This window comes from Streptomyces sp. NPDC048392 (assembly GCF_043200575.1).
In the GTDB taxonomy this organism is placed as follows: Bacteria; Actinomycetota; Actinomycetes; order Streptomycetales; family Streptomycetaceae; genus Streptomyces.
This window is the reverse complement of record NZ_JBICYB010000029.1, coordinates 32222-54378: the sequence shown is the minus strand read 5'-3', so window position 1 is coordinate 54378 and position 22157 is coordinate 32222. Positions and strand designations below refer to the sequence as shown.

Here is a 22157-nt window from a genome sequence, read left to right as displayed (position 1 = left end):
GATTGATTGGCCACAGAGAACGCGTGCGGGAAAGGGCAAGAGAGCGCCAGGCCCGTTCCTGCTCATCCACGGTCCCAATGGTCTCCACTGGCGCAGGACCGAGAATTGGGACCACGTCTCTGCTGGTGGCTGGCCTGCCTCGATGCACCAGGTAAACGAACTCAGACCCTTGCCGAGCCGCCAGCGGTGAGGGGCGTGCATTGGTGCGCGCGCCGTTGCAGCAAAGACGCACACCGATCGAATCCAGACTCTTGCGGACTTCCTGGAGGGCGACGAACAGATCAGCGCCCTCTGCGGCGTAGCGCTGCCCCCGGGGATTCGACACCTCGATTCTCCAAGGTGCTGTTTCGGAACACCGAGCGATCCATGACTCTTCAGCGTCGTCCCGCAAGCGCACTGGAACACAGACTCTGATCATCGCGGCACGTATCCAGGGTTCTCGATTACCTGCTTCGTGGGCATTCCCCAGGACCATCTCACGGCGCGGACGATGCGGGAAGGGTCTATACCCTCCGGGAACACGATCTCCTTCTCGGCCCTGAAGACGTAACCCATGCCCATGGCTTTGTTCATGTTGATCCCTGTTCCGGGTGAGGCGATTTCATACACCCAGGTACTGCCTTTCGCGCTCTGCGGGAACATGGCGGCCAAGCTGGGGCGAACGCTTGTCCCCACCCACGCGGACGGTGTGTTGTAGAGCCCATACTGATGCAGATCGAGGTTGCCGTCTGAGGCTTTGACCTGGAATCCCGTGCTGAAGACCACCGAAGGGTCCCTCGCATCGCCACGATAGACAGTCTTGGGCGTCACGATGGACTTCAAGGGAGCGCCGATGCCCGGGAACGGGTTCGTGGACGGCCTTTCGCCAAGGGTAGCGGCTCTACCGCCAACTCCTTCTGCCGCACTCCCCTCGGGTCCGAGCAGTGACAGGCCGGCGATGCCCACGCCGTTGAGTCCCCAAAGTGCCCCTTCACCGTAGGCGCCCGCACTGATGCAGTCGGCGGACTTGCGGAAGGAGTTGACGCCGGTGAATTCGTCGACGCAGCCGGTCCAGCCCCAGCGTCCGTTCGTCTCCGCGTAAGCGGCGCCGCTCTTGCAGGCGTCGACGATGGACTTGCCGAAGGCCTCGATGGACGGTGCGAGCGGAATGGCGTCGGTGCCGGGGATTTTTGTGGTCCAGCAGCTCTTACTGCCGCTGTTCGGTATCCACCAGCATTGACCGGACGGATCGGCGAGGTAGGTGGGTGCGTTGTTGGCGTAGTTGTAGGCGGATTGGTAGGGCGTGGCGGCGTCTGTGGGGAGGGGGTCGCGGCTGGTGAAGCGGCCGGTGTCAGGGTCGTAGTTGCGGGCTCGCAGGTCGATACTGGTGGCGACGGCGTCGTAGTCGTTCTGGATGGTCTGGTCGGTATAGGCGCCGGTGAAGCCGAAGTTGCTGTTCGGAGTGTCTTCAGCGCCGCCGTTGAGGTTGTGGGAGTTCTCGCCGAAGGCGCCGAAGGCGTGGTGGGAGGTGTCTGCGCCGCTTGCACTGGTGAGGTCGGTGATCGACCCCATGAGGTCGTGATGGTAGTAGAAGGTGCCGGCGGCCTGTCTGGTGGAGGCGACTTGGCCGAGTTCGTTGTAGGTGAAGTCGGCGCTGCCCACCATCGCCAACTGGGGGAGACCGTTGTTGATGTCCCAGGTGTAGGCGGTGATGAGGCCGCCCTTGGACCTTGAGGTCAGGTTGCCGTCGGCGTCGTAGGTGTAGCTGGTGGCGCCCTTGGACTTCAGGTGGTTGGTGGCGTCGTAGGTGAGGATGTCGGTGCCGTCGGTGGTCTGGTTGCCGTCGGCGTCGTAGGTGTAGCTGGTGGTGGCGGTGCCGTTGGTCCTCTGGAGGAGTTCGTCGGCTTCGTTGTACTTGTAGGTGGTCGTACCATCGGGACTGGTCTGGGTCAGCCGGTTGCCGACTTGGTCGTAGGTGTAGCTGGTGGTCGGGGAGCCGGACGGGCAGCTGGTGGTCTGGGTGGCGGAGGCGCAGTCGCTCAGCAGCCGGCCGGAGGCGTCGTAGGTGTAGTGGGCGGAGGTGGCGGTTGTGGTGCCCGCGTAGTTCTCCGTTGCGTCGACGCGCACGGGTCGGCCGTTGCCGTCCAGGACGTTGTGGCGGGAGGAGAGAGTTTTGGTGGCGTTCTTGCTGACGATGTCGGTGAGACGGAAGGCGCGATCGTAGCTGCGGGTTTCGGTGTAGCCGTTGGGGTAGGTGATGGCCAGCGGCAGGTGTGCCGAGGTGTGCGTGATGGTGGTCTTCGCCCCGTTGGTGGTGGCGGAGTCCTGATCGCCGTCGGCGGTGTAGGTGTAGGCCGTCAGCTGGCCGTCCGGGTAGGTGCGCTCTGTCAGCTGGCCCGCGTCGTCGTACTTGTAGGCGAAGGCCTTCCCGTTCGGCATGGCGATGCCGGTGACTCGGTCGTCCTTGTCGTAGGTGAAGGTGCGGGTGCCGCTCGCATCGATGATCTGGTGGGTGTTTCCGGCCGCGTCGTAGGCTGTGGACGTGGCGTGGGTGCCGTCGCTGTACTTGGTCGCGGTGGGCCGGCCGAGCGCGTCGAAGGTGACGGTGGTGACGGTGCCGCGGGCGTCGGTGGTGGTGTCGTTGTTGCCGTCGGGGTCGTAGTGGTGGACGACGGTGTGGTTGAGCGGGTCGGTGACCGAGGTGAGCTGGTTCAGCGCGTCGTAGCCGTAGGTGGTGACGTGCTGGTTGGCGTCGGTGCGGGTGTGGACGTTGCCGGCGGTGTCGTAGGAGTAGGTGGTGGTGCCGTCGTCGGGGGCGGTGACCGTCTTGATGCGGCCCAGGTCGTCATAGGCGTACGTGGTGCGGTGCTTGGCCGCGTCCTGTCCTGCCGTGAGCTGGTTCAGGCTGTTGTACTCGGTGGACTGCTGGTTGCCGTACGGGTCTGTGGTGCTGGTCCGGTTGCCGGCCGCGTCGTACCCGTAAGCGGTGGTGTAGTCGGCTGCGGTGGCGCCTGTGGCGTTGCCGCGCGGGTCGACCTGTGACGCCCGGCGTCCGTCGGCGTCATAGCTCCATGTCCACTTGCGGCCGAGGGGGGTCAGCTCGGAGATGGTGTTGCCGTCCGCGTCGTAGCCGTACGCGGTGACCTCGCCCAGCGGGTTGGTCCGACTGAGGACATGTCCGGCGTCGTCGTACGTGTACTTGGTGGTCTTGCCCAGCGCATCCGTAGTGGATGAGACGTTGCCGGCCTTGTCGTAGCCGGTCTTGGTGACATGGAGGAGGGGATCGGTCACCGATGTCGGGCGGTTGAGCGCGTCGTACGTGGTCGTGGTCTTCGTGCCGGTCGGATCCACCACCTGGGTCCGGTTGCCGTTGGCGTCGTATCCGTAGGTGGTCGTGTAGGCGCTCGCGTCCGCACCCGCGACGTTGCCCCGCGGAGTGGTCATCGAGCTGAGACGGTTGGCCTTGTCGTAGGTGTAGGAGGTCGTGTGACCGAGGGCGTTGGTCTCGGACAGCAGGTTGCCCACGTTGTCGTACTTGCGGACCGTGGTTCTGCCTGCGGGAGCAATGGTCTTGGTGAGGCGGCCGGCGTCGTCGTACTCGTACGACGTGGTCCGGCCTGCCGGATCTTCCACGGAGCTGAGCAGACCCGTGTCGTCGTAGTGGTACGAGGTCGAGTGACCGAGTGGATCGGTCGACTTTTCCAGCAGCCCGCGTGCGTCGTACGCATAGTGGGTGGTGTAGTCCGCGGCATCGGCGCCGTCGGCGTTGCCTCGCGGATCGGTCTGCGCCGTGACCCGGCCTGCCGAGTCGTACTCGAAGGTGGTCTTGTATCCCAGCGGAGTGGTGACGGAGGTGCGATTGCCGGCCGCGTCGTACCCGAAGGTGGTGGTCTTGCCTCGGGCCGAGGTGATGCTCTTGAGCGCACCCAGCGAGTTGTACTCATAGCGGACCTGGCCGCCTCGTTGGTTGGTGGACGAGGTCAGCTGCTGCACGGAGTTGTACTCGTACGTCGTCTTGTCGCCCCGACCGTCGGTGTAGGTGAGGGCGTTGCCCGCCGTGTTGTAGGTCCAGCTCTCCGAGTAACCGAGAGAGGTCGGCGGGGTGTACGACAGGACGTGCCCGGCGCTGTCGTAGGTCAGGTCGGTCGAGTTGCCGCGGGCGTCAGTGATTCCTACCTGGCGCAGGTAGCGGTCGTAGGTGTACGCGGTCTCATGGCCGTAGGGGTCGATGCTCCGCAGGAGAACGTTTCCGGAGTACACGTCAGTCCAGACGCCACCGTTCGCGTCCGTGGTGTCTGTCTCACGGGAGCCCGTCACACCTCCCCACATGAACTTCGTTACCCTGCCCTCCTGATCCGTCTGCGATGTGACCCGTCCGCTGGAGTCATACACATTGGTCACACGGCCGCCGGCCGGATCAGTGACGGAGTTGAGACGGCTGCTCCCGTCGTACCCGTAGAAGGACTTCTTCTCCGCGCGATCAGTGACGGAGGCCAGCAGCCCACCGGTGTAGCCGTAGGTGACCGACGTCGAGTCGGGCAGCGTCGCCTTGGTCAGCAACCCGTTGGCGTCTACGGAGAAGTCAGTGGTGCGGCCACCGGCGTCGGTCACCGAGGCCAACTTGCCGGCGCTGTAGGACAGGGTCAGGCCGTGGCCGCTGATGTCGACAAGGGACGTCAACTGCCCGCTGCTCGTATAGGAGCGGCGGATCTGGTCAGGAGTGATGAGGGTGTAACCGGTACCGGTCTTCGCCAGCCGCGCCTTCGTTCCGGCGGGCGCCGTGTACGAGCCGCTGCTCGCCTGCGCGAAGACGACTTTCGCGCCGTCGTCCGTCTGGTAGGTCACGCTGCTCGACGCAACCGTCAGCTTGGAATCGAAGGGAGTTGTCCATCCCTTGCCCAGGAGTCCGACCGAGCTGGAGTCGGAGCGGTAGTACCGGTCCAGGGACAGCGGTACCCCGGATCCGCCGAGCAGGGCATCGTTGAAGTGTTCGGTGAAGATGCCGGTCGCCGTGTTGACGGGGTCGGCGCGGTGGGTCTGCGCGTAGCACGTGCACATACCACTTTGCGCCTTGGAGATGCCCGGGGTGTAGAACGCTTGGACAAGGCCGGACGTTGTGCCGTTGGCGCCGTATGTGCCGTCCGTCCCTTTCAGGAATATCCAGGCGTAGTACTTCTTTCCGTCCTTCAGATGGCCGCCCAGCTTGTTCGACGACCACCAGAAGCACTGGTCGGCGGGGTAGGTGTTGTTGGCCCACCAGCCGTAACACCAGGCCCCGTTCTCCAGGAACTTACCGGTAGGATTTCCAGTCGCCCTGTTGACCTCTTGGTCGAAGACGATGGTGCCGCCTTCGTCCACGACGTACATCCAGAGACCGGAGTACGACGCCGCAGTGCCCGAACTGAACTTGAGCTGACCGCCGATTGACAGATATTCCGGATACGCGCTGGCGTAGGCGGAAACCCATGCAGGGTCCGCGACTGCAGCTGCTGACCGCGGGGTGGTTTCGCCGGACATGAGGAGTGGAGCCCCGGTAGAACTGGCAGTCGACCAAGACAAGCCGTTCACAAGAACCGGAGGCTCCGCTGTCCGGACAGTCTGCCATCACCCGTGCCGTCCGGGTGGCCGAAGGCCCCTTCGCGCCGGGCCATCTCGGCGAACTCACTCAGCTGGTGCCCTTCGAGATGGTCGACACGGCACTGGAAGCCACCAGGACCGTGCAGTCACGGCTGCGGGACCTGCCCTCCCGTGTGGTCGTCTACCTGCTGCTGGCCGCGTGCCTGTTCCCGGAGACCGGCTATCCGGGGGTGTGGCGCAAGCTCACCGGCGCGCTGGCCGGACTGCCGGTCGCCGAACCCTCGCCGAGCGCACTGGCCCAGGCCCGCCGCCGGATCGGCAGCAAGCCGCTGTGGTGGCTGTTCGACCTGGTCAAAGGCCCCGGGGCCGACGTGCGGACACCCGGGACACGATGGCGCGGCCTGCTGGTGGTCTCACTGGACGGCACCGTACTGACCGTGCCCGACAGCCCCGCCGTCCTGACCAGGTTCACCAAACAGGCCGGAAACCACGGCGGCACCGGCTACCCCCAGGTTCGCCTCCTGGCCCTGGTCGCCTGCGGCACCCGCACCCTCATCGACGTGGTGTTCGGCCCCACTACCGCGGGCGAGACCACCTACGCCCCACGCCTGCTGCCCAGCAGGATGCGCTTATAGACGATCACCGGAACCCTGGGCACCACCTCGGACTACTCGTCTGTGTTCCGTAAGGTTATGAAGACCCTGGGTTACGACTGGTCGCGGTCACTCCCTGCGACTTGGTTCGCCTCGACCGCGCTCAGTAGCGGTCTGTCACTCTTGCACATGTCCCGGTGGCCGGGGCACAGGAGCATCAAGGGGACGGCGGACACGTACGGGCACCTTACGCCGGACGCCACTGGCCGGGCGGTCAAGGTGATGGATGTGACGCTGGTCGGCACTGTGCTGACTTGGTGCTGACTGAACAGATATTTTCGCAGGTCAAAGGGGTTCTCCATATGTGCGGACGGTATGCGGCGAGTCGTCGACCCGAGGATCTCGCGGGAATCTTTGAAATCGAGAAGTGGGAGCCCGAGGAGAGCTTGGAGCCCGACTACAACGTGGCCCCCACCAAGGAGGTCTACGCCGTCCTGGACCGTCCCCTGAAAGACGCCGGGGGCCCGGAGCCGGTTCGCCAGCTGCGGAAGCTGAAGTGGGGCCTCGTCCCGTCCTGGTCCAAGACGCCCGAGGGCGGCGCCCGGATGATCAACGCCCGCGCGGAGACCGTCCACGAGAAGCCCTCCTACCGCCGCGCCTTCAGCACCCGGCGCTGCCTCCTGCCCGCCGACGGCTACTACGAGTGGGTCACCGGCCGGCAGGAGCGGGACCTGGAGGTCGAGGGACGCACGAAGCGGCCCCGGAAGCAGCCGTACTTCGTGACCCCGGCCGACGGCTCCGTGTTCGCCATGGCCGGGCTCTACGAGTTCTGGCGGGACAGGACGCTCCCCGACGACCACCCGCAGGCCTGGTGGGTGACGTGCTCGGTGATCACCACCGAGGCCGAGGCCACGCCGCTCGCGGTCGCGCCGGCCGACGGACCGCACGCCCTGGCCGACATCCACCCGCGGATGCCGCTGATGCTGACGCCGGACCGCTGGGAAGCCTGGCTCGACCCGGCACGTACCGACCCCGACGAGCTGACCTCCCTGCTGGCGCCCCCGCCCGCCGGGCTGATGCGGGCGTTCCCCGTCTCCACGGCCGTGAGCAACGTCCGCAACAACGGGCCGGAGCTGCTCAAGGAGCTGGAGGCGCCGGAAGAGGGCACACTTTTCTGACGTGACCAGCGACACCACCGAGACCATCGACACCGAAGCGGGCCCTGCCCGTGTCACCTGGCATCGGGCGAAGAGGCCCCGCCTCGTCCTCGCCGCGGGCCACGGCGCGGGCGGCGGCATCGAGGCGCGCGACCTGACGGCACTGGCGGCCGCACTGCCCGCGCACGGGGTCAGCGTCGCCCTCGTCGAGCAGCCCTGGCGGGTGGCCGGCAAGAAGCTGGCGCCCGCGCCGAAGACCCTGGACACCGGCTGGCGGGGTGTCTGGCCCGCGCTCGCCGCGCCCGGTCTGCCGGTGATCTCGGGCGGCCGGAGCGCCGGCGCCCGTGTCGCCTGCCGTACCGCGGCCGAACTGGGCGCCCGGGCCGTCCTCGCCCTCAGCTTTCCCCTGCACCCGCCGGGCAGGCCCGAGAAGTCCCGCGCCCACGAGCTGCTCGGCGCCGGTGTGCCCACCCTTGTGGTGCAGGGCGGCAACGACCCGTTCGGCAGGCCGCAGGAGTTTCCCGAGGCGCCCGGGGGGACGTACGAGCTGACCGAGGTGCCGTACGGCGATCACGGCTTCGCCGTGCCCAGGCGGGCCGGGATCACCCAGGAGAAAGCGCTGGAACTGATCACCGACGGTGTCGTCGAGTGGGTCGGCTCACTCGGCTGAACGCCGGGGAATGACCGGCAGGCGACCACTGTTGTGCGGGGCATACGTTGCTGTGAATCAGCATCGACGCCGTAGGAGAGGAAGTCCGCCGCATGGGTTCAGCCTTCTGCCCGCCCGCCTCCCACCACCGCCCCGCGGACGGGCCGCGCCCGGCAGAGTCTGATTCGAGCCGCGGCAGCCGGTCCGACCTGGACTGGACGGTACTGCACGCGGCCAAGACCGCTCCCATTCGGGCGGCGGGCGGAGCGGATCGTCGTCTATCCTCCGATTCGAGTGGGGCCGGTCTCGGTCTCGCGAAATCTTCGGAGGAGGTGGGTCCGGTCACTGGGACCGACGCAGGGACCGAACACGGCCAGGCGGAGCAGCCCGAGGGCCGGGGTACGGACGCGGAGTCGGCCGCGGAGCGCAGTGCGCGCTTCGAGCGGGACGCGCTGGAGTTCCTCGACCAGATGTACTCGGCCGCGCTGCGCATGACGCGTAATCCGGCCGACGCCGAGGACCTGGTGCAGGAGACCTACGCCAAGGCGTACGCCTCCTTCCACCAGTTCCGTGAGGGCACCAACCTCAAGGCGTGGCTGTACCGCATCCTCACCAACACCTTCATCAACTCGTACCGCAAGAAGCAGCGCGAACCTCAGCGCAGCGCGGCCGAGGAGATCGAGGACTGGCAGCTCGCGCGTGCCGAGTCGCACATGTCGACGGGTCTGCGCTCCGCGGAGTCGCAGGCGCTCGACCACCTGCCCGACTCGGACGTGAAGCGGGCGCTCCAGGCGATCCCCGAGGAATTCCGTATCGCCGTGTATCTGGCGGACGTCGAGGGCTTTGCCTACAAGGAGATCGCAGACATCATGGGGACACCCATCGGTACGGTGATGTCCCGGCTGCACCGTGGACGCCGTCAGCTGCGCGGCATGCTGGAGGACTACGCCCGCGACCGCGGCCTGGTCCCCGCCGGCGCCGGAGAGTCGAACGAAGCGAAAGGCTCGGGGTCATGAGCTGCGGAGAGCCGCACGAGACGGATTGCAGCGAAATCCTCGATCATCTCTACGAGTTCCTCGACCGGGAGATGCCGGACTCGGACTGCGTGAAGTTCGAGCACCACTTCGAGGAGTGCTCGCCCTGCCTGGAGAAGTACGGGCTGGAGCGGGCCGTGAAGAAGCTGGTCAAGCGGTGCTGCGGACACGACGACGTACCGGGCGACCTGCGCGCCAAGGTCATGGGCCGGCTGGACCTGATCCGCTCCGGGCAGTCCGTGCCCGAGCACGACGTCACGGCCACGCCGTCGGCTTCGCAGGATTCCTGAGTCACTCGTACGTGCTAATCCGCGGGTTATCTGCCCGCGGCCTCCCCCCTGCCTCCTAGGCTCCGGAGCCTGACAGGCGTGGCCGGGGGAGGCACTCATGGACGCGGTACCGGCGCGGGCACGTGTGTACGTGGCCTGCGTCGCCGTCGCCGCCCTGCTCTGCCTGCGACCGCTGCCGGCGGTGCACGCGCCCTGGTGGGCGGTGCTGCTGCCGGCCGGTCTGTACGCGGGCTCGGAGCTGGTCGCGCGGTCCCGGTTCGCCGGGACCTGCTATCCCGTCCTGCTCGCCGGCGCCTTCCTGCTGCCGCCGCCCGCCGCCGCCCTCGTGGCACTGCCCGGGGCCCTGCTGTCCCCGGTGTCACGTCGGCCCTTCGGCCTGCGGCGCGTCTGGCGGGCCGCACAGCTGACGCTCGCCGTATGGGCCGCCGCCCGTGTCCACTGGTGGCTCGGCGGCCGGGACGCGGTCGTCGAGCCCGACTTCCCGTACGCGCTCGTGCCCGCCGGGGCCGCGGTACTGGCGTTCTGCGTGGTGCTCACCCTCCTGGACGGCGGAATCCTGACGCTCGCCGACCGTGTTCCGGCCAACCGGGCCTGGCGGGGTCTGTTCCCCCGGTCGCTCGGACCGATCGCCGTGCACGGGCTCGCCGGGCTGATGATGGCGGTCCTGTGGCGCAGCCCGTACGGCCCGGTGGCCGCCCTGCTCGTCCTGCTGCCGATGTGCGTGGCGTGGTGGGCGTTCGCCCAGTACCACCGGGAGCGGGCCGCGCACCAGGCGACCATCCGCGCGCTGGTGCAGGCCGTCGACATCAAGGACGGTTACACGCGCGGCCACAGCGAACGCGTCGGCCAGGCCTCCATGATGATCGCCCGCGAGCTGGGCATGGACGACGAGCGCGTCGAGACCCTCCGCTTCGCCGGGATCCTGCACGACGTGGGCAAGCTCGGCGTGCCCACCCGGCTGCTGCGCAAGGACGGGCCGCTGACGCCCGAGGAGCGGCGGGTGATCGAGCTGCACCCCGAGTACGGGCACGAGATGGTGCGCGGCATCCGCTTCCTCGGGGAGGCCCGCGCCGCCGTCCTCCATCACCACGAACGGCTGGACGGCAGCGGCTACCCCTACGGACTGGCCGGCGACCGGATTCCCGAGTCGGCCCGGGTGGTGGCCGTCGCCGACGCCTTCGACGCGATGACGTCCACGCGCTCCTACAGCAGGGCCCGTCCCGTCGCGGCGGCGCTTCAGGAGCTCGAGCGGTGTTCCGGGGGACACTTCGACCCGCGGATGGTGCGGGCGCTGGTCCGCGCCCTCGGACGCCAGGGCTGGCGCCCGTCGGTCACGGCGGACGGCGCTTTTGCCCTCCCCGCCGGCCCGGCCCCGGGCCGGAGCGGGGGCGCGCGGGACAGTGTCGGCAAAGGAGCGCCGTGACGCCCTTCCGGCCGGAAGCCCGGCCGCCGTCCCCGTCTCCGCTCCTGGGGGAGTTCCCGTCCCCGGTTCCGCCACCGCGGACCCGGGGGAAGCCCCGGACCCCGGCGGCCCCTCTCCTCACACCCGTCTGTGCCGGGCTCCTCGCGCTCGGCTGCCTGGTCTGCGTGCTGTGGTCGGGGCCCGTGCAGCGGCCGGTCGCGCTGGCCTTCGGGGCCCTCGTCGCCCTCGGTGAGCTGACCCGGCGGACCGGCGCCGAGGCCCGGGAGGCCGCTCCGCTCGGGGCCGCCGGAGCGCTGGCGTACGCGCTGCTCGGAGACGTGGCCGGGCAGCCCACGCAGCACGGTGTCGCCCAGACCGTCACCGTCGTGCTCGCCGCCTCCCTGCTCGGCAGCGTGCCCTACGTCGCCCGCGGCAGCGGACCCGTCCTCGACCACCTGGTGCGGCGTGTGCTCACCGTCGCCTTCGCCGCCGTGTGCTTCCAGCCGCTGTTCAACCGGGGCGTCTTCCAGGACTGGAGCGGTTCCGCCTACGCGCTGCTGCTGATCGCGGTGCTCGCCCTGACCACGCTGTGCGACGCCGTGCTCGCCGCGGCACCCGCGCACGCCCGCACCGGGTGGCCCTTCGGGCCGCTGCTGCGGGAGGAGCTGCGCGGCATGGTCGGGATCACCTCCGCGGTGTGCGCCACCGGCGCGGTGATGGCGCTCGCGGTGAGCGTCGCGGGACTGTGGGCGCTCCCCGTCTTCTCCGTGCCCCTGCTGCTCGCCCAGCTGTCCTACCGCCGGTACGCCGCCGTCCGGGCCACCTACCGGCAGACCATCGCCTCCCTGGCCCGCGCCACCGAGATCGCCGGGTACACCCCGGCCGGGCACGCCCGCCGTGTCGCCGCACTCGGCGTGGCCGTGGGCCGGGACCTCGGGCTGTCCGGGGCCGAGCTGACCGTGCTGGAGTACGCGGCCCTCATGCACGACATCGGCCAGCTGAGCCTGGTCGACCCGGTCCCGGCGGGAGCCACCGCCGGCCTGCCCGTCACCGAGCAGCGGCGGATCGCGCTGCTCGGCGGAGCCGTCGTCCGCCAGACCGGCGTCGACGCGGCGGTCGCGGTGGTGGTGGAGCGGCAGGCCGACCCCTGCCGGGAGCAGCCGGTCGCGGCGCGGATCGTGCGCGTCGTCAACGCCTACGAGGAGAAGGCGCGGGACGCGGGTCCGGGCGGTGTCCTGACGGCGCTGGAGGAGCTGCGCCTGGCCACCGCGGGCGACTACGCTCCCGAGGTGGTGGAGGCGCTGGCCCGGGTCCTCGCCCGAGGCAGCCTTACCGGGCCCGCGGCTGGGTAACCCATGGGTAATGAGCGCCTCCGCAGCCGTACGTGGTTTGATGCCCGGGAGAGGGTGTCCGGGGGCGCGAAAGGCACAGCCAGCCCACTGAACGGAACTGGCAGGCGGGAATCGTGAGGATCTTCGGCAAGGCACGGCACCGGCCCTCCGCCTCCTGGCGGCAGGCCACCGACCGCGCGTTCACGCTGATCGGCGACGGTCGCTACGAGGACGCGGGCGCGCTGCTGACGCGGGCCGCCGACCTGGAGCCCTGGCTGTCGGAGTCCTGGTTCAACCTCGCCCTGCTGCACAAGTTCCGGCACGACTGGGAGCAGGCCAGGGCGGCCGGCCTCAGGGCCGTGGCACTGCTGGACCGGGGCACCGGCGCCCCCGACTGGTGGAACGTCGGCATCGCCGCGACCGCCCTGCAGGACTGGCCGCTGGCCCGCCGGGCGTGGCAGGCCTACGGGCTGCGCACCCCCGGCGAGGCCACGGACGCCGGTGAGCCGCTCGGCATGGACCTCGGCAGCGCGGCCGTACGGCTGTCCCCGGAGGGCGAGGCCGAGGTCGTGTGGGGGCGGCGGCTCGACCCCGCCCGTGTCGAGGTGCTGTCCATCCCGCTGCCGTCCTCGGGGCGGCGCTGGGGCGAGGTCGTCCTGCACGACGGCGTGCCGCACGGTGAGCGCACGACCAGCGCCGGGCACTCCTACCCCGTCTTCGACGAGATCGAGCTGTGGGCGCCCTCGCCCGTGCCCACCTGGGTGGTCCTCCTGGAGGCCGCCACCGAGTCCGACCGGGACGCCTTGGAGCAGCTGGCCGCCGACGCGGGGTTCGCCGCCGAGGACTGGTCGTCCTCCGTCCGGCTGCTGTGCCGGATGTGCTCGGAGTCCCGGATGCCGTCCGACGAGGGGGAGGGCGAGCACCTCGACCCGCACGACCACAGCGAACCCGGGCACCCCGGGCCCCTGGGCCACCGCACGGACGGGCAGCTGTGGGCGCCGGAGCGGGAGTGCGGTGTGGCGGCACCGGCCGCGCTGGTGAAGGGGCTGCTGGACGGGTGGGTCGCGGACAGCCCGGACTCCCGTGACTGGCGGGATCTGGAAGAGGTCTGCTGAGCGGCCCCGTAGTCTTTACCGGGAAGTCTTCACCGGACCGGGAAGTCTTCCGGACTCCGCGGCAGCGGTAGCCGTCGGCATCACCCTTAGTTGTTCGAGGAAGGCATACGTCGGTCATGGCCCAGCAGGACACCGATCAGCAGCACCCGGGCGTGCTCCCCGTGGACGACGAGGGGTTCGTCGTCGACACCGAGGACTGCGAGGAGCGTGAGGCCGACTGGCGCGGGCGCGGCACCTCGCGTCCGATCACGGTGGTCGGCAATCCGGTGCTGCACAAGGAGTGCGAGGACGTCACCGACTTCGGTGAGGAGTTCCAGCAGCTGGTGGCGGACATGTTCGCCAGCCAGCGCACCGCCGAGGGTGTGGGCCTGGCCGCCAACCAGATCGGCGTGGGCAAGAAGGTCTTCGTCTACGACTGCCCCGACGACGAGGGCGTCCGCCACGTCGGCGTGGTCTGCAACCCGAGGCTCGTCGAACTGCCCGCCGACCGGCGCCGCCTGGACGACAGCAACGAGGGCTGCCTGTCCGTGCCGACGGCCTACGCGCCGCTCGCCCGCCCCGACTACGCCGAGGTGACCGGGCAGGACGAGAAGGGCAATCCGGTCAAGGTACGCGGCACCGGCTACTTCGCGCGGTGTTTGCAGCACGAGACGGACCACCTGTACGGGTACCTGTACATCGACCGGCTCTCCAAGCGCGAACGCAAGGACGCGCTGCGGCAGATGGCCGAGAACGAGCCGCGCTACCCCGTGGTCCCGAACGACTGACACCGCATCACGGGTCACACATCTCCCTTGCGAACGGCGCCCGTTCGGGTCTCACCCGAGCGGGCGCCGTGCGTCTGCCGAAAGCCGCGCCGAAAGCCGCCACACAACAGGAGAATTCCGGCACCTGGGGGTAGTGAATGAAGCAAATCCGTTCCCAGAACGGTCAGTTGTGGTGCTGAATGGGAAGTGCGGGGATACGCAACGGCGCACGCCCCGCTCAGCGAGAGGGGTGCGCCACCGGCGGCTGAGAGGGGTTTGTTCGTGCATGCCTTCCCACACGGCACCACAGCGGCACCGACCGTGGTCGCAGTACCGCCAACGCTTCGTCTTCCGGTGATCGAGGCGGCATTTCCGCGGCAACTGCACCCGTATTGGCCGAAGCTCCAGGAGAAGACCCGCACCTGGCTGCTCGAAAAACGGCTCATGCCGGCGGACAAGGTCGAGGAATATGCCGACGGCCTGTGCTACACGGACCTCATGGCGGGGTACTACCTGGGCGCCCCCGACGAGGTCATGCAGGCGATAGCGGACTACAGCGCGTGGTTCTTCGTCTGGGACGACCGGCACGACCGCGACATCGTCCACGGCCGTCCCGGCGCCTGGCGGCGACTGCGCGGCCGACTGCACACGGCACTCGACTCCCCCGGGGACCACCTGCACCACGAGGACACACTGGTGGCCGGGTTCGCCGACAGTGTGCGGCGGCTCTACGCCTTCCTGCCGACGACGTGGAACGCCCGGTTCGCCCGGCACTTCCACGCGGTGATCGATGCGTACGACCGGGAATTCGACAACCGGACCCGCCAAATCGTGCCGGGCGTGGAGGACTACCTCGAACTGCGTCGGCTCACCTTCGCGCACTGGATCTGGACCGACCTGCTCGAGCCGAGCTCGGGCTGCGAACTGCCCGACGCCGTCCGGAAACACCCGGCATATCGCCGGGCGGCGCTGCTCAGCCAGGAATTCGCCGCCTGGTACAACGACCTCTGCTCGCTGCCCAAGGAGATTGCGGGAGATGAGGTCCACAATCTCGGAATCAGTCTCATCACCCATCATTCGCTCACGCTGGAAGAAGCCATCGTAGAAGTCCGGCGACGCGTCGAAGAATGCATCACAGAATTCATCGCCGCGGAAAAGGACACCTTACGGTTCGCCGACGAGCTCGCCGACGGAACCGTACGCGGGAAAGAACTGAGCGGCGCCGTGCGGGCCAACGTCGGCAATATGCGGAACTGGTTCAGTTCCGTCTACTGGTTCCACCACGAGTCCGGCCGGTACATGGTCGACAGCTGGGACGACCGGTCCACGCCCCCGTACGTCAACAACGAAGCGGCAGGTGAGAAATGACCGTCGAGTCCTTCAACCCCGAGACCCGTGCGAAGGCCGCACCCGAGCTGCGCGAACCACCCGTAGCGGGCGGCGGCGTACCGCTGCTCGGCCACGGCTGGCGGCTGGCCCGCGACCCGCTGGCCTTCATGTCCCAGCTGCGCGACCACGGCGACATCGTGCGTATCAGGCTCGGCCCGAAGACCGTCTACGCGGTCACGGATCCGGAGCTGACCGGCGCCCTGGCCCTGAGCCCCGACTACCACATAGCCGGCCCGCTGTGGGAGTCGCTGGAGGGCCTGCTCGGCAAGGAGGGCGTGGCCACGGCCAACGGCCCGCTCCACCGCCGTCAGCGGCGCACCATCCAGCCGGCGTTCCGGCTCGACGCCATCCCCGCCTACGGGCCGATCATGGAGGAGGAGGCGCACGCGCTCACCGAGCGCTGGCAGCCGGGGCGGACCGTCGACGCCACCTCCGAGTCCTTCCGGGTCGCCGTGCGCGTCGCGGCCCGCTGCCTGCTGCGCGGGCAGTACATGGATGAGCGGGCGGAGCGGCTGTGCGTCGCGCTCGCCACAGTCTTCCGGGGCATGTACCGGCGCATGGTGGTCCCGCTCGGACCGCTCTACCGGCTGCCGCTTCCGGCCAACCGCCAATTCAACAACGCGTTGGCCGATCTGCATCTGCTGGTGGACGAGATCATCGCCGAGCGCCGCGCATCCGGTCAAAAGCCGGACGATTTGCTCACGGCATTGCTGGAGGCCAAGGACGACAATGGCGACCCGATCGGGGAACGGGAGATCCACGACCAGGTGGTCGCGATACTCACCCCCGGCAGTGAAACCATCGCGTCCACGATCATGTGGTTGCTCCAGGCACTTGCCGACCATCCGGAACATGCCGACCGCATACGCGACGAAGTCGAAGCGGTCACCGGCGGACGTCCCGTGGCATTCGAGGACGTCCGCGCGCTCACGCACACGGGCAATGTCATCGTCGAGGCCATGCGTTTGCGCCCCGCCGTATGGGTATTGACGCGGCGCGCGGTGGCCGAGACCGAACTCGGTGGGTACCGCATTCCGGCCGGTGCGGACATCATCTACAGTCCGTACGCAATCCAACGCGATCCGAAGTCGTACGCCGACAACCTGGAGTTCGACCCGGACCGGTGGCTCCCGGAACGCGCGAAGAATGTGCCGAAATACGCCATGAAGCCGTTCAGTGTGGGCAATCGAAAGTGCCCCAGTGACCACTTCTCGATGGCACAGCTGACGCTCATCACGGCCGCGCTCGCCACGAAGTACCGCTTCGAGCAGGTGGCGGGCTCGAACGACGCGGTCCGGGTCGGCATCACCCTGCGTCCGCACGACCTGCTGGTCAGGCCCGTGGCGAGGTGAGGCTCAGGCGGCGGCCGCCGGGCCCCGGAAAGTGCGCCGATAGGCGTGCGGGGTGGTACCCAGGGACCTGACGAACTGGTGCCTCAGGGCCGCCGCCGTACCGAATCCGGCGCGCCGGGCGATCGTGTCCATCGTCTCGTCCGTCGCCTCCAGCAGCCGCTGGGCCAGCAGCACGCGCTGGCGCAGGATCCAGCGGTAGGGAGTCGTACCCGTCTCCTGCTGGAAGCGGCGGGCGAAGGTGCGCGGGGACATGTGCGCCCGGGCCGCGAGCTGCTCGACGGTGACCTCCTCGTCGAGGTGCTCCTCCATCCAGGCCAGCACCTCGCCGACGGTGTCGCACGAGGAGCGCGGCAGCGGCCGTTCGATGTACTGCGCCTGCCCGCCGTCCCGGTGCGGCGGCACGACCATGCGCCGGGCGATCTTGTTGGCGACCTCCGGCCCCTGTTCCTTGCGGACGATGTGCAGACAGGCGTCGATGCCGGCGGCGGTCCCGGCGGAGGTGATCACCGGGTCCTCGTCCACGTAGAGCACGTCCGGCTCGACCTGCGCCCGCGGGTACTGCCGGCCCAGCTCGGCCGCGTGGTGCCAGTGCACCGCGCACCGCCGCCCGTCCAGCAGTCCGGCGGCGCCCAGCACGAAGGCCCCGGAGCACACGCTCAGCACGCGTGCGCCCCGGTCCACGGCCTGCCGCAGGGCGTCCAGCAGCTCGGGCGGGTACTCCCGGCGGACGAAGTCGCTGCCGGCCGGCACGGTGATCAGGTCGGCCTCCTCCAGCCGGTCGAGACCGTACGGCGTGGAGACCGAGAGCCCGCCGACATGGGTGCTCAGCGCCGGGCCCTCCGCCGACACCACCGCGAAGTCGTAGTCCGGCAGGCCCTCGTCGCTCCGGTCGATGCCGAACACCTCGCAGACGACGCCGAGTTCGAATGGATGCACGCCGTCCAGCAGGACGGCGGCCACGTTCCGCAGCATGCCGCCAGTGTGCCTCGGAAGTGGCAGGAAATCGAGGCTCTACGGCAGTGCTGCCACTCCCGGTAAGGAGTATCCGGCGCGACAGTAGTGTCATGAACGGAAACCAGATCGAAGCCCTGATCGGAATGCTCGCGACCTTCGGACTCCTCGTCCTCATGGTCCTCCCCTCGGTGATCGGCATCGTGCGCGACCGGCGCGTCGACCGTCGGATCAGGGAGGCCCAGGAGAGGGACGGGGCGGACAGGCGGGCTCAGAAGTCCTCGTCCAGGTCGACGGTCCCCTCCACCGCCACCTGGTACGCCGAGGGACGCCGCTCGAAGAAGTTGGTCAACTCCTGAACGCCCTGCAGCTCCATGAAGGAGAAGGGGTTCTCGGAGCCGTACACCGGGGCGAAGCCGAGCCGGGTCAGACGCTGGTCGGCCACGCACTCCAGGTACTGCCGCATGGAGTCGGTGTTCATGCCGGGGAGGCCGTCACCGCACAGGTCGCGCGCGAACTGCAGCTCGGCCTCGACGGCCTCCCGCAGCATGTCGGTGACCTCCCGCTGGAGCGCGTCGTCGAACAGCTCCGGCTCCTCCTTGCGCACGGTGTCGACGACGTCGAAGGCGAAGGACATGTGCATGGTCTCGTCCCTGAACACCCAGTTGGTGCCGGTCGCCAGGCCGTGCAGCAGACCCCGGCTGCGGAACCAGTAGACGTAGGCGAAGGCGCCGTAGAAGAACAGGCCCTCGATGCACGCGGCGAAACAGATGAGGTTGAGCAGGAAGCGGCGCCGGTCGGTCTGCGTCTCCAGCCGGTCGACGGACTCCACCGAATCCATCCACCTGAAGCAGAACTCGGCCTTCTCGCGGATCGAGGGGATGTTCTCCACAGCCGCGAATGCGGCGGTGCGGTCCGCCGGGTCGGGCAGGTAGGTGTCGAGCAGCGTCAGATAGAACTGGACGTGGACGGCCTCCTCGAAGAGCTGGCGGGACAGGTACAGCCGCGCCTCGGGGGAGTTGATGTGCTTGTAGAGGGTCAGCACCAGGTTGTTCGCGACGATCGAGTCACCGGTGGCGAAGAAGGCCACCAGCCGGCCGATGAGGTGCTGCTCCATGGGGCTGAGCCTGGCGAGGTCCGCCACGTCCGAGTGGAGGTCGACCTCCTCCACGTGCCAGGTGTTCTTGATGGCGTCCCGGTAGCGCTCGTAGAAGTCCGGGTAGCGCATGGGGCGGAGCGTCAGCTCGAAGCCCGGGTCGAGCAGGTTCTTCGTGTGGTCGTTCATTACTGGCAGGCCTCGCAGGACTCGGGGTTCTCCAGGGAGCAGGCCTCCGCTTGGGGGTCGGGGGAGGGCTGCACGGGGACGGTGGCGTGGCCGGCGGCGCGGGCGATGCGGGTCGCCGGGCGGGACCGCAGGTAGTACGTGGTCTTCAGGCCCCGCTTCCAGGCGTACGCGTACATCGAGGAGAGCTTTCCGATGGTCGGCGTCTCCAGGAACAGGTTCAGCGACTGGGCCTGGTCGAGGTAGGGAGTGCGGGCGGCCGCCATGTCGATCAGGCCGCGCTGCGGGATCTCCCAGGCGGTGCGGTACAGCACGCGGACGTCCTCGGGGACCCAGGTGAAGCCCTGCACCGAACCGTTGGCCTCGCGCAGCGCCTCGCGGGTGCGGGCGTCCCACACGCCGAGCCGCTTGAGGTCGTCCACCAGGTAGGAGTTGACCTGCAGGAACTCGCCGGACAGGGTCTCGCGCTTGAACAGGTTGGACACCTGCGGCTCGATGCACTCGTAGGCGCCCGCGATGGACGCGATGGTCGCGGTCGGCGCGATCGCCAGGAGCAGCGAGTTGCGCAGCCCGGTGGTGGCCATCCGCTCGCGCAGGGCCGCCCAGCGCTCCGGCCAGGTGGTTTCGACGCCGTAGTGGTCGGGGTGCAGCACGCCCTGGGCGGTGCGGGTCTTCTCCCAGGCCGGCAGCGGGCCGTTCCGCTCGGCGAGGTCGGCCGAGGTCTCGTACGCGGCGAGCATGATCCGCTCGGCGATCCGCGTGGAGAGGGCCTCGGCCTCGGGGGAGTCGAAGGGCAGGCGCAGCCGGAAGAAGACGTCCTGGAGGCCCATCGCGCCCAGGCCGACCGGGCGCCAGCGGGCGTTGGAGCGGCCCGCCTGCCCGGTCGGGTAGAAGTTGACGTCGACGACCCGGTCCAGGAAGGTGACGGCCGTGCGGACGGCGGCGTCCAGCCGCTTCCAGTCCATGCCGCCGGACGCCGGGTCGACGAACGCGCCGAGGTTGACCGAGCCCAGGTTGCACACCGCCGTCTCCCCGTCGTCGGTGACCTCGATGATCTCCGTGCAGAGATTGGAGGAGTGGACGACATGGCCGGGGGTCGCGGTCTGGTTCGCCGTCCGGTTGGCGGTGTCCTTGAAGGTCATCCACCCGTTGCCGGTCTGCGCGAGGGTGCGCATCATGCGGCCGTACAGCTCACGGGCGGGCAGCGTCCTGCGGGCGAGCCCGGTCTCCTCCGCCCTGCGATAGGCCGCGTCGAACTCCTCGCCCCACAGGTCCACCAGCTCGGGCACGTCGGCGGGCGAGAACAGCGACCAGGCCCCGTCCGCATCCACCCGGCGCATGAACTCGTCCGGCACCCAGTGCGCGAGGTTCAGGTTGTGCGTACGGCGGGCGTCCTCACCGGTGTTGTCCCGCAGCTCCAGGAACTCCTCGATGTCCGCGTGCCAGGTCTCCAGGTAGACCGCCGCCGCGCCTTTGCGCCGGCCGCCCTGGTTGACGGCGGCGACCGAGGCGTCGAGCGTCTTCAGGAAGGGGACGATGCCGTTGGAGTGCCCGTTGGTGCCGCGGATCAGTGAACCCCGGGCGCGGACGCGTGAGTAGGCGATGCCGATGCCGCCGGCGTGCTTGGACAGCCGGGCCACCTGGTGGAGGCGGTCGTAGAGGGAGTCCAGCTCGTCCTTGGGGGAGTCCAGGAGGTAGCAGGACGACATCTGTGCGTGCCGGGTGCCGGAGTTGAAGAGGGTGGGGGAGGAGGGGAGGTAGTCCAGGCGGCTCATCAGTCCGTAGAGCGCGGCGACCTCGTCCACGGACCGTGCGGTGTCGTCCTCGGCGAGTCCGGCGGCCACGCGCAGCAGGAAGTGCTGGGGGGTCTCGACGGCTTCGCGGGTGATCGGGTGGCGGAGCAGGTAGCGGCTGTACAGGGTGCGCAGCCCGAAGTAGCCGAAGCGGTCGTCGGCGGCCGGGTCGATCAGCGCGTCCAGCCGGTCGGCGTGCAGTCGTACGAACTCGGCGGTGCGGTCGGCGATCAGGCCCTCGCGATGGCCGGTGGCGACCGAGTCGGTGAAGGTGACGACACCCTGGGTGGCGGCCTCGGCGCGGATACCGAGGGTCAGCAGCCGGGCGGCCAGCCGGGAGTAGACCGGGTCCTCGGAGATCAGGCCGGCGGCCGCCTCCGTGGCCAGCTCGCGCAGCTCGGCCTCGTCCGCGCGGGCGGACCGGCCGCGCAACGCGGCGGCGGCCACCCGGCCGGGGTCGGCGTCGGGGAGGTCGGCGGTCAGCCCGGTCAGGGTGCGCAGCAGGGCGGTACCGGGTCCGTCGGTTTCCCCGGTCACCGCCACCGGGGTCGCTGAGGTCGTCACCGGGGCCGCTGAAGCCGGGTCGGTTGGCGCGATGGTCACGTGGGGCACTCCCTCGCTCGGCACGGGGCCTGGCGGAGGGCAGCGGGCAGCACACGAGCGCGCACGGCGGTCGCGTCCACCGGCCCACTCCACGAGGCCCGGACGTCATGGCACCCGGACCGGGACGGCCGGGCGCACTGTCGGCAGGTCCTCGGACTGGACACACGTGTCCCGGACGTACGCGGGCGCACGGGAACACGCGTGTACACCGTTGCGGGACAGTTCCGGATTCGCACCGGATTCCCCTGCGGCGACAGCGAGCATGAGCATACATCTTGTGCCGGACTCCGCCAGCACCCCCAGATGTTGTGTCCGGTGTGGTGTCCGGGTGTGGTGCCCGGCTGTCGTCGCGCCGTTGTCAGAGCGTCAGTTCATAGGTGAGGAGGATGATGTCGTCCAGCTCCGGCAGCGGATTCCAGTCGCGGTCGGGCGTGCGGGCGAAGCCCAGGCGCTCGTAGAGGCGGTGGGCGGTGCGCATGGTGCGCTGGGTCGACAGCACGACGCCCCCACAGCCATCGACGGTCCGGGCGCGGTCGACACAGGCCCGCACGAGGGCCTCGCCGGCACCGCGGCCGCGTGCGTCGCGGGCGACGGCGAGCATGCGTATCTCGGCCTCGCCCGGCCGGGCGATGTCCGCCATGGGGCCGCCGGACGGCACGAAGGTCACGCCGCCGAGCACCCGGCAGCCCGCCGCGGCGACCAGCACCTCAGCGGCCTTCGCCCGCTTGGCCACGTCGCGCAGCTCGTCCAGGTACGCGTCGCTCTCCCCGAAGTCGAGGAGGCCGTCGCGCAGGTAGGCCTGCGCGGTGATCTGGCCGAGAGTGTCGTACTCCTCGGCCCTCGCCCGCCGGATCTCGAAGTCCATGACGCCGAGTGTGCCCGACGGGTACGACAACGGGCCGCCGGATTCTCTC

The 22157-nt window shown here is 69.3% G+C and carries 17 protein-coding genes and 1 riboswitch; of the genes, 12 read left to right on the top strand and 5 right to left on the bottom strand.

What is annotated here, in order from left to right:
* Window positions 1-414 precede the first annotated feature (414 nt).
* The gene (locus ACGFYH_RS28885) at window positions 415-5346 is read right to left on the bottom strand and encodes a DUF6531 domain-containing protein (protein WP_393806112.1); all 4932 of its coding nucleotides are present in this window, start codon (window positions 5344-5346) and stop codon (window positions 415-417) included.
* A gap of 254 nt (window positions 5347-5600) precedes the next feature.
* Between ACGFYH_RS28885 and ACGFYH_RS28880 the strand changes: the two genes are divergently transcribed.
* The 11 genes from ACGFYH_RS28880 to ACGFYH_RS28830 all read left to right on the top strand — a co-directional run bounded on the left by ACGFYH_RS28880 (window position 5601) and on the right by ACGFYH_RS28830 (window position 16614).
* The gene (locus ACGFYH_RS28880) at window positions 5601-6191 is read left to right on the top strand and encodes a transposase domain-containing protein (RefSeq protein ID WP_393806111.1); all 591 of its coding nucleotides are present in this window, start codon (window positions 5601-5603) and stop codon (window positions 6189-6191) included.
* 320 nt (window positions 6192-6511) lie between these two features.
* Window positions 6512-7327: an SOS response-associated peptidase gene (locus ACGFYH_RS28875; RefSeq protein ID WP_393806110.1), complete on the top strand. Its 816-nt coding sequence runs from the start codon at window positions 6512-6514 to the stop codon at window positions 7325-7327.
* A gap of 1 nt (window position 7328) precedes the next feature.
* Window positions 7329-7976 carry an alpha/beta family hydrolase gene (locus ACGFYH_RS28870; protein WP_393806109.1) on the top strand — a complete coding sequence of 216 codons (648 nt, stop codon included), beginning with the start codon at window positions 7329-7331 and terminating at the stop codon, window positions 7974-7976.
* A 311-nt stretch (window positions 7977-8287) separates the two neighbouring features.
* Window positions 8288-8971 carry an RNA polymerase sigma factor SigR gene (sigR, locus tag ACGFYH_RS28865; protein WP_393806108.1) on the top strand — a complete coding sequence of 228 codons (684 nt, stop codon included), beginning with the start codon at window positions 8288-8290 and terminating at the stop codon, window positions 8969-8971.
* A complete protein-coding gene (rsrA, locus tag ACGFYH_RS28860) occupies window positions 8968-9279 on the top strand; it encodes a mycothiol system anti-sigma-R factor (RefSeq protein ID WP_393806107.1) in 312 nt (103 codons plus the stop codon). Before sigR ends, rsrA begins: the two co-directional genes overlap by 4 nt.
* A gap of 97 nt (window positions 9280-9376) precedes the next feature.
* Window positions 9377-10702 carry an HD-GYP domain-containing protein gene (locus ACGFYH_RS28855; protein ID WP_393806106.1) on the top strand — a complete coding sequence of 442 codons (1326 nt, stop codon included), beginning with the start codon at window positions 9377-9379 and terminating at the stop codon, window positions 10700-10702.
* A 44-nt stretch (window positions 10703-10746) separates the two neighbouring features.
* Complete coding sequence (locus ACGFYH_RS28850) at window positions 10747-12033, top strand: HD-GYP domain-containing protein (protein ID WP_393806139.1); 1287 nt, start codon at window positions 10747-10749, stop codon at window positions 12031-12033.
* A gap of 113 nt (window positions 12034-12146) precedes the next feature.
* Window positions 12147-13127, top strand: a complete 981-nt coding sequence (locus tag ACGFYH_RS28845; RefSeq protein WP_393806105.1) for a tetratricopeptide repeat protein — start codon at window positions 12147-12149, stop codon at window positions 13125-13127.
* A gap of 116 nt (window positions 13128-13243) precedes the next feature.
* Entirely contained in the window at window positions 13244-13894 is a 651-nt protein-coding gene (gene def, locus ACGFYH_RS28840; RefSeq protein ID WP_393806104.1) for a peptide deformylase, read from the top strand.
* A 261-nt stretch (window positions 13895-14155) separates the two neighbouring features.
* Window positions 14156-15241: an epi-isozizaene synthase gene (gene cyc1, locus ACGFYH_RS28835; RefSeq protein WP_393806103.1), complete on the top strand. Its 1086-nt coding sequence runs from the start codon at window positions 14156-14158 to the stop codon at window positions 15239-15241.
* Window positions 15238-16614 carry a cytochrome P450 gene (locus ACGFYH_RS28830; protein ID WP_393806102.1) on the top strand — a complete coding sequence of 459 codons (1377 nt, stop codon included), beginning with the start codon at window positions 15238-15240 and terminating at the stop codon, window positions 16612-16614. Before cyc1 ends, ACGFYH_RS28830 begins: the two co-directional genes overlap by 4 nt.
* A gap of 3 nt (window positions 16615-16617) precedes the next feature.
* Here ACGFYH_RS28830 and ACGFYH_RS28825 read toward each other — a convergent pair whose 3' ends face one another.
* The gene (locus tag ACGFYH_RS28825) at window positions 16618-17586 is read right to left on the bottom strand and encodes a GlxA family transcriptional regulator (RefSeq protein WP_393806101.1); all 969 of its coding nucleotides are present in this window, start codon (window positions 17584-17586) and stop codon (window positions 16618-16620) included.
* A 92-nt stretch (window positions 17587-17678) separates the two neighbouring features.
* On the opposite strand from ACGFYH_RS28825, the gene ACGFYH_RS28820 reads away from it, so the two are divergent.
* Window positions 17679-17924: a hypothetical protein gene (locus ACGFYH_RS28820; protein WP_393806100.1), complete on the top strand. Its 246-nt coding sequence runs from the start codon at window positions 17679-17681 to the stop codon at window positions 17922-17924.
* Here ACGFYH_RS28820 and ACGFYH_RS28815 read toward each other — a convergent pair.
* The 3 genes from ACGFYH_RS28815 to ACGFYH_RS28805 all read right to left on the bottom strand — a co-directional run bounded on the left by ACGFYH_RS28815 (window position 17837) and on the right by ACGFYH_RS28805 (window position 22108).
* Window positions 17837-18850 carry a ribonucleotide-diphosphate reductase subunit beta gene (locus ACGFYH_RS28815; protein WP_393806099.1) on the bottom strand — a complete coding sequence of 338 codons (1014 nt, stop codon included), beginning with the start codon at window positions 18848-18850 and terminating at the stop codon, window positions 17837-17839. The genes ACGFYH_RS28820 and ACGFYH_RS28815 overlap by 88 nt on opposite strands.
* Window positions 18850-21243 carry a ribonucleoside-diphosphate reductase subunit alpha gene (locus ACGFYH_RS28810; RefSeq protein ID WP_393806098.1) on the bottom strand — a complete coding sequence of 798 codons (2394 nt, stop codon included), beginning with the start codon at window positions 21241-21243 and terminating at the stop codon, window positions 18850-18852. The genes ACGFYH_RS28815 and ACGFYH_RS28810 overlap by 1 nt, the downstream gene beginning before the upstream one ends.
* Window positions 21244-21389: 146 nt before the next feature.
* A riboswitch (cobalamin riboswitch) is annotated at window positions 21390-21488 on the bottom strand.
* Window positions 21489-21601: 113 nt separating this feature from the next.
* On the bottom strand, window positions 21602-22108 hold the full coding sequence (locus ACGFYH_RS28805) for a GNAT family N-acetyltransferase (protein WP_393806097.1): 507 nt from the start codon (window positions 22106-22108) through the stop codon (window positions 21602-21604).
* Window positions 22109-22157 lie beyond the last annotated feature (49 nt).

Bases quoted from the DNA above. Each gene is read 5' to 3' on its own strand.
- def (WP_393806104.1), top strand. From the start codon at position 13,244: ATGGCCCAGCAGGACACCGATCAGCAGCACCCGGGCGTGCTCCCCGTG.
- ACGFYH_RS28815 (WP_393806099.1), bottom strand. From the start codon at position 18,850: ATGAACGACCACACGAAGAACCTGCTCGACCCGGGCTTCGAGCTGACG.
- ACGFYH_RS28830 (WP_393806102.1), top strand. From the start codon at position 15,238: ATGACCGTCGAGTCCTTCAACCCCGAGACCCGTGCGAAGGCCGCACCC.
- ACGFYH_RS28820 (WP_393806100.1), top strand. From the start codon at position 17,679: ATGAACGGAAACCAGATCGAAGCCCTGATCGGAATGCTCGCGACCTTC.
- rsrA (WP_393806107.1), top strand. From the start codon at position 8,968: ATGAGCTGCGGAGAGCCGCACGAGACGGATTGCAGCGAAATCCTCGAT.
- ACGFYH_RS28825 (WP_393806101.1), bottom strand. From the start codon at position 17,586: ATGCTGCGGAACGTGGCCGCCGTCCTGCTGGACGGCGTGCATCCATTC.
- ACGFYH_RS28875 (WP_393806110.1), top strand. From the start codon at position 6,512: ATGTGCGGACGGTATGCGGCGAGTCGTCGACCCGAGGATCTCGCGGGA.
- ACGFYH_RS28805 (WP_393806097.1), bottom strand. From the start codon at position 22,108: ATGGACTTCGAGATCCGGCGGGCGAGGGCCGAGGAGTACGACACTCTC.
- ACGFYH_RS28885 (WP_393806112.1), bottom strand. From the start codon at position 5,346: ATGTACGTCGTGGACGAAGGCGGCACCATCGTCTTCGACCAAGAGGTC.
- ACGFYH_RS28855 (WP_393806106.1), top strand. From the start codon at position 9,377: ATGGACGCGGTACCGGCGCGGGCACGTGTGTACGTGGCCTGCGTCGCC.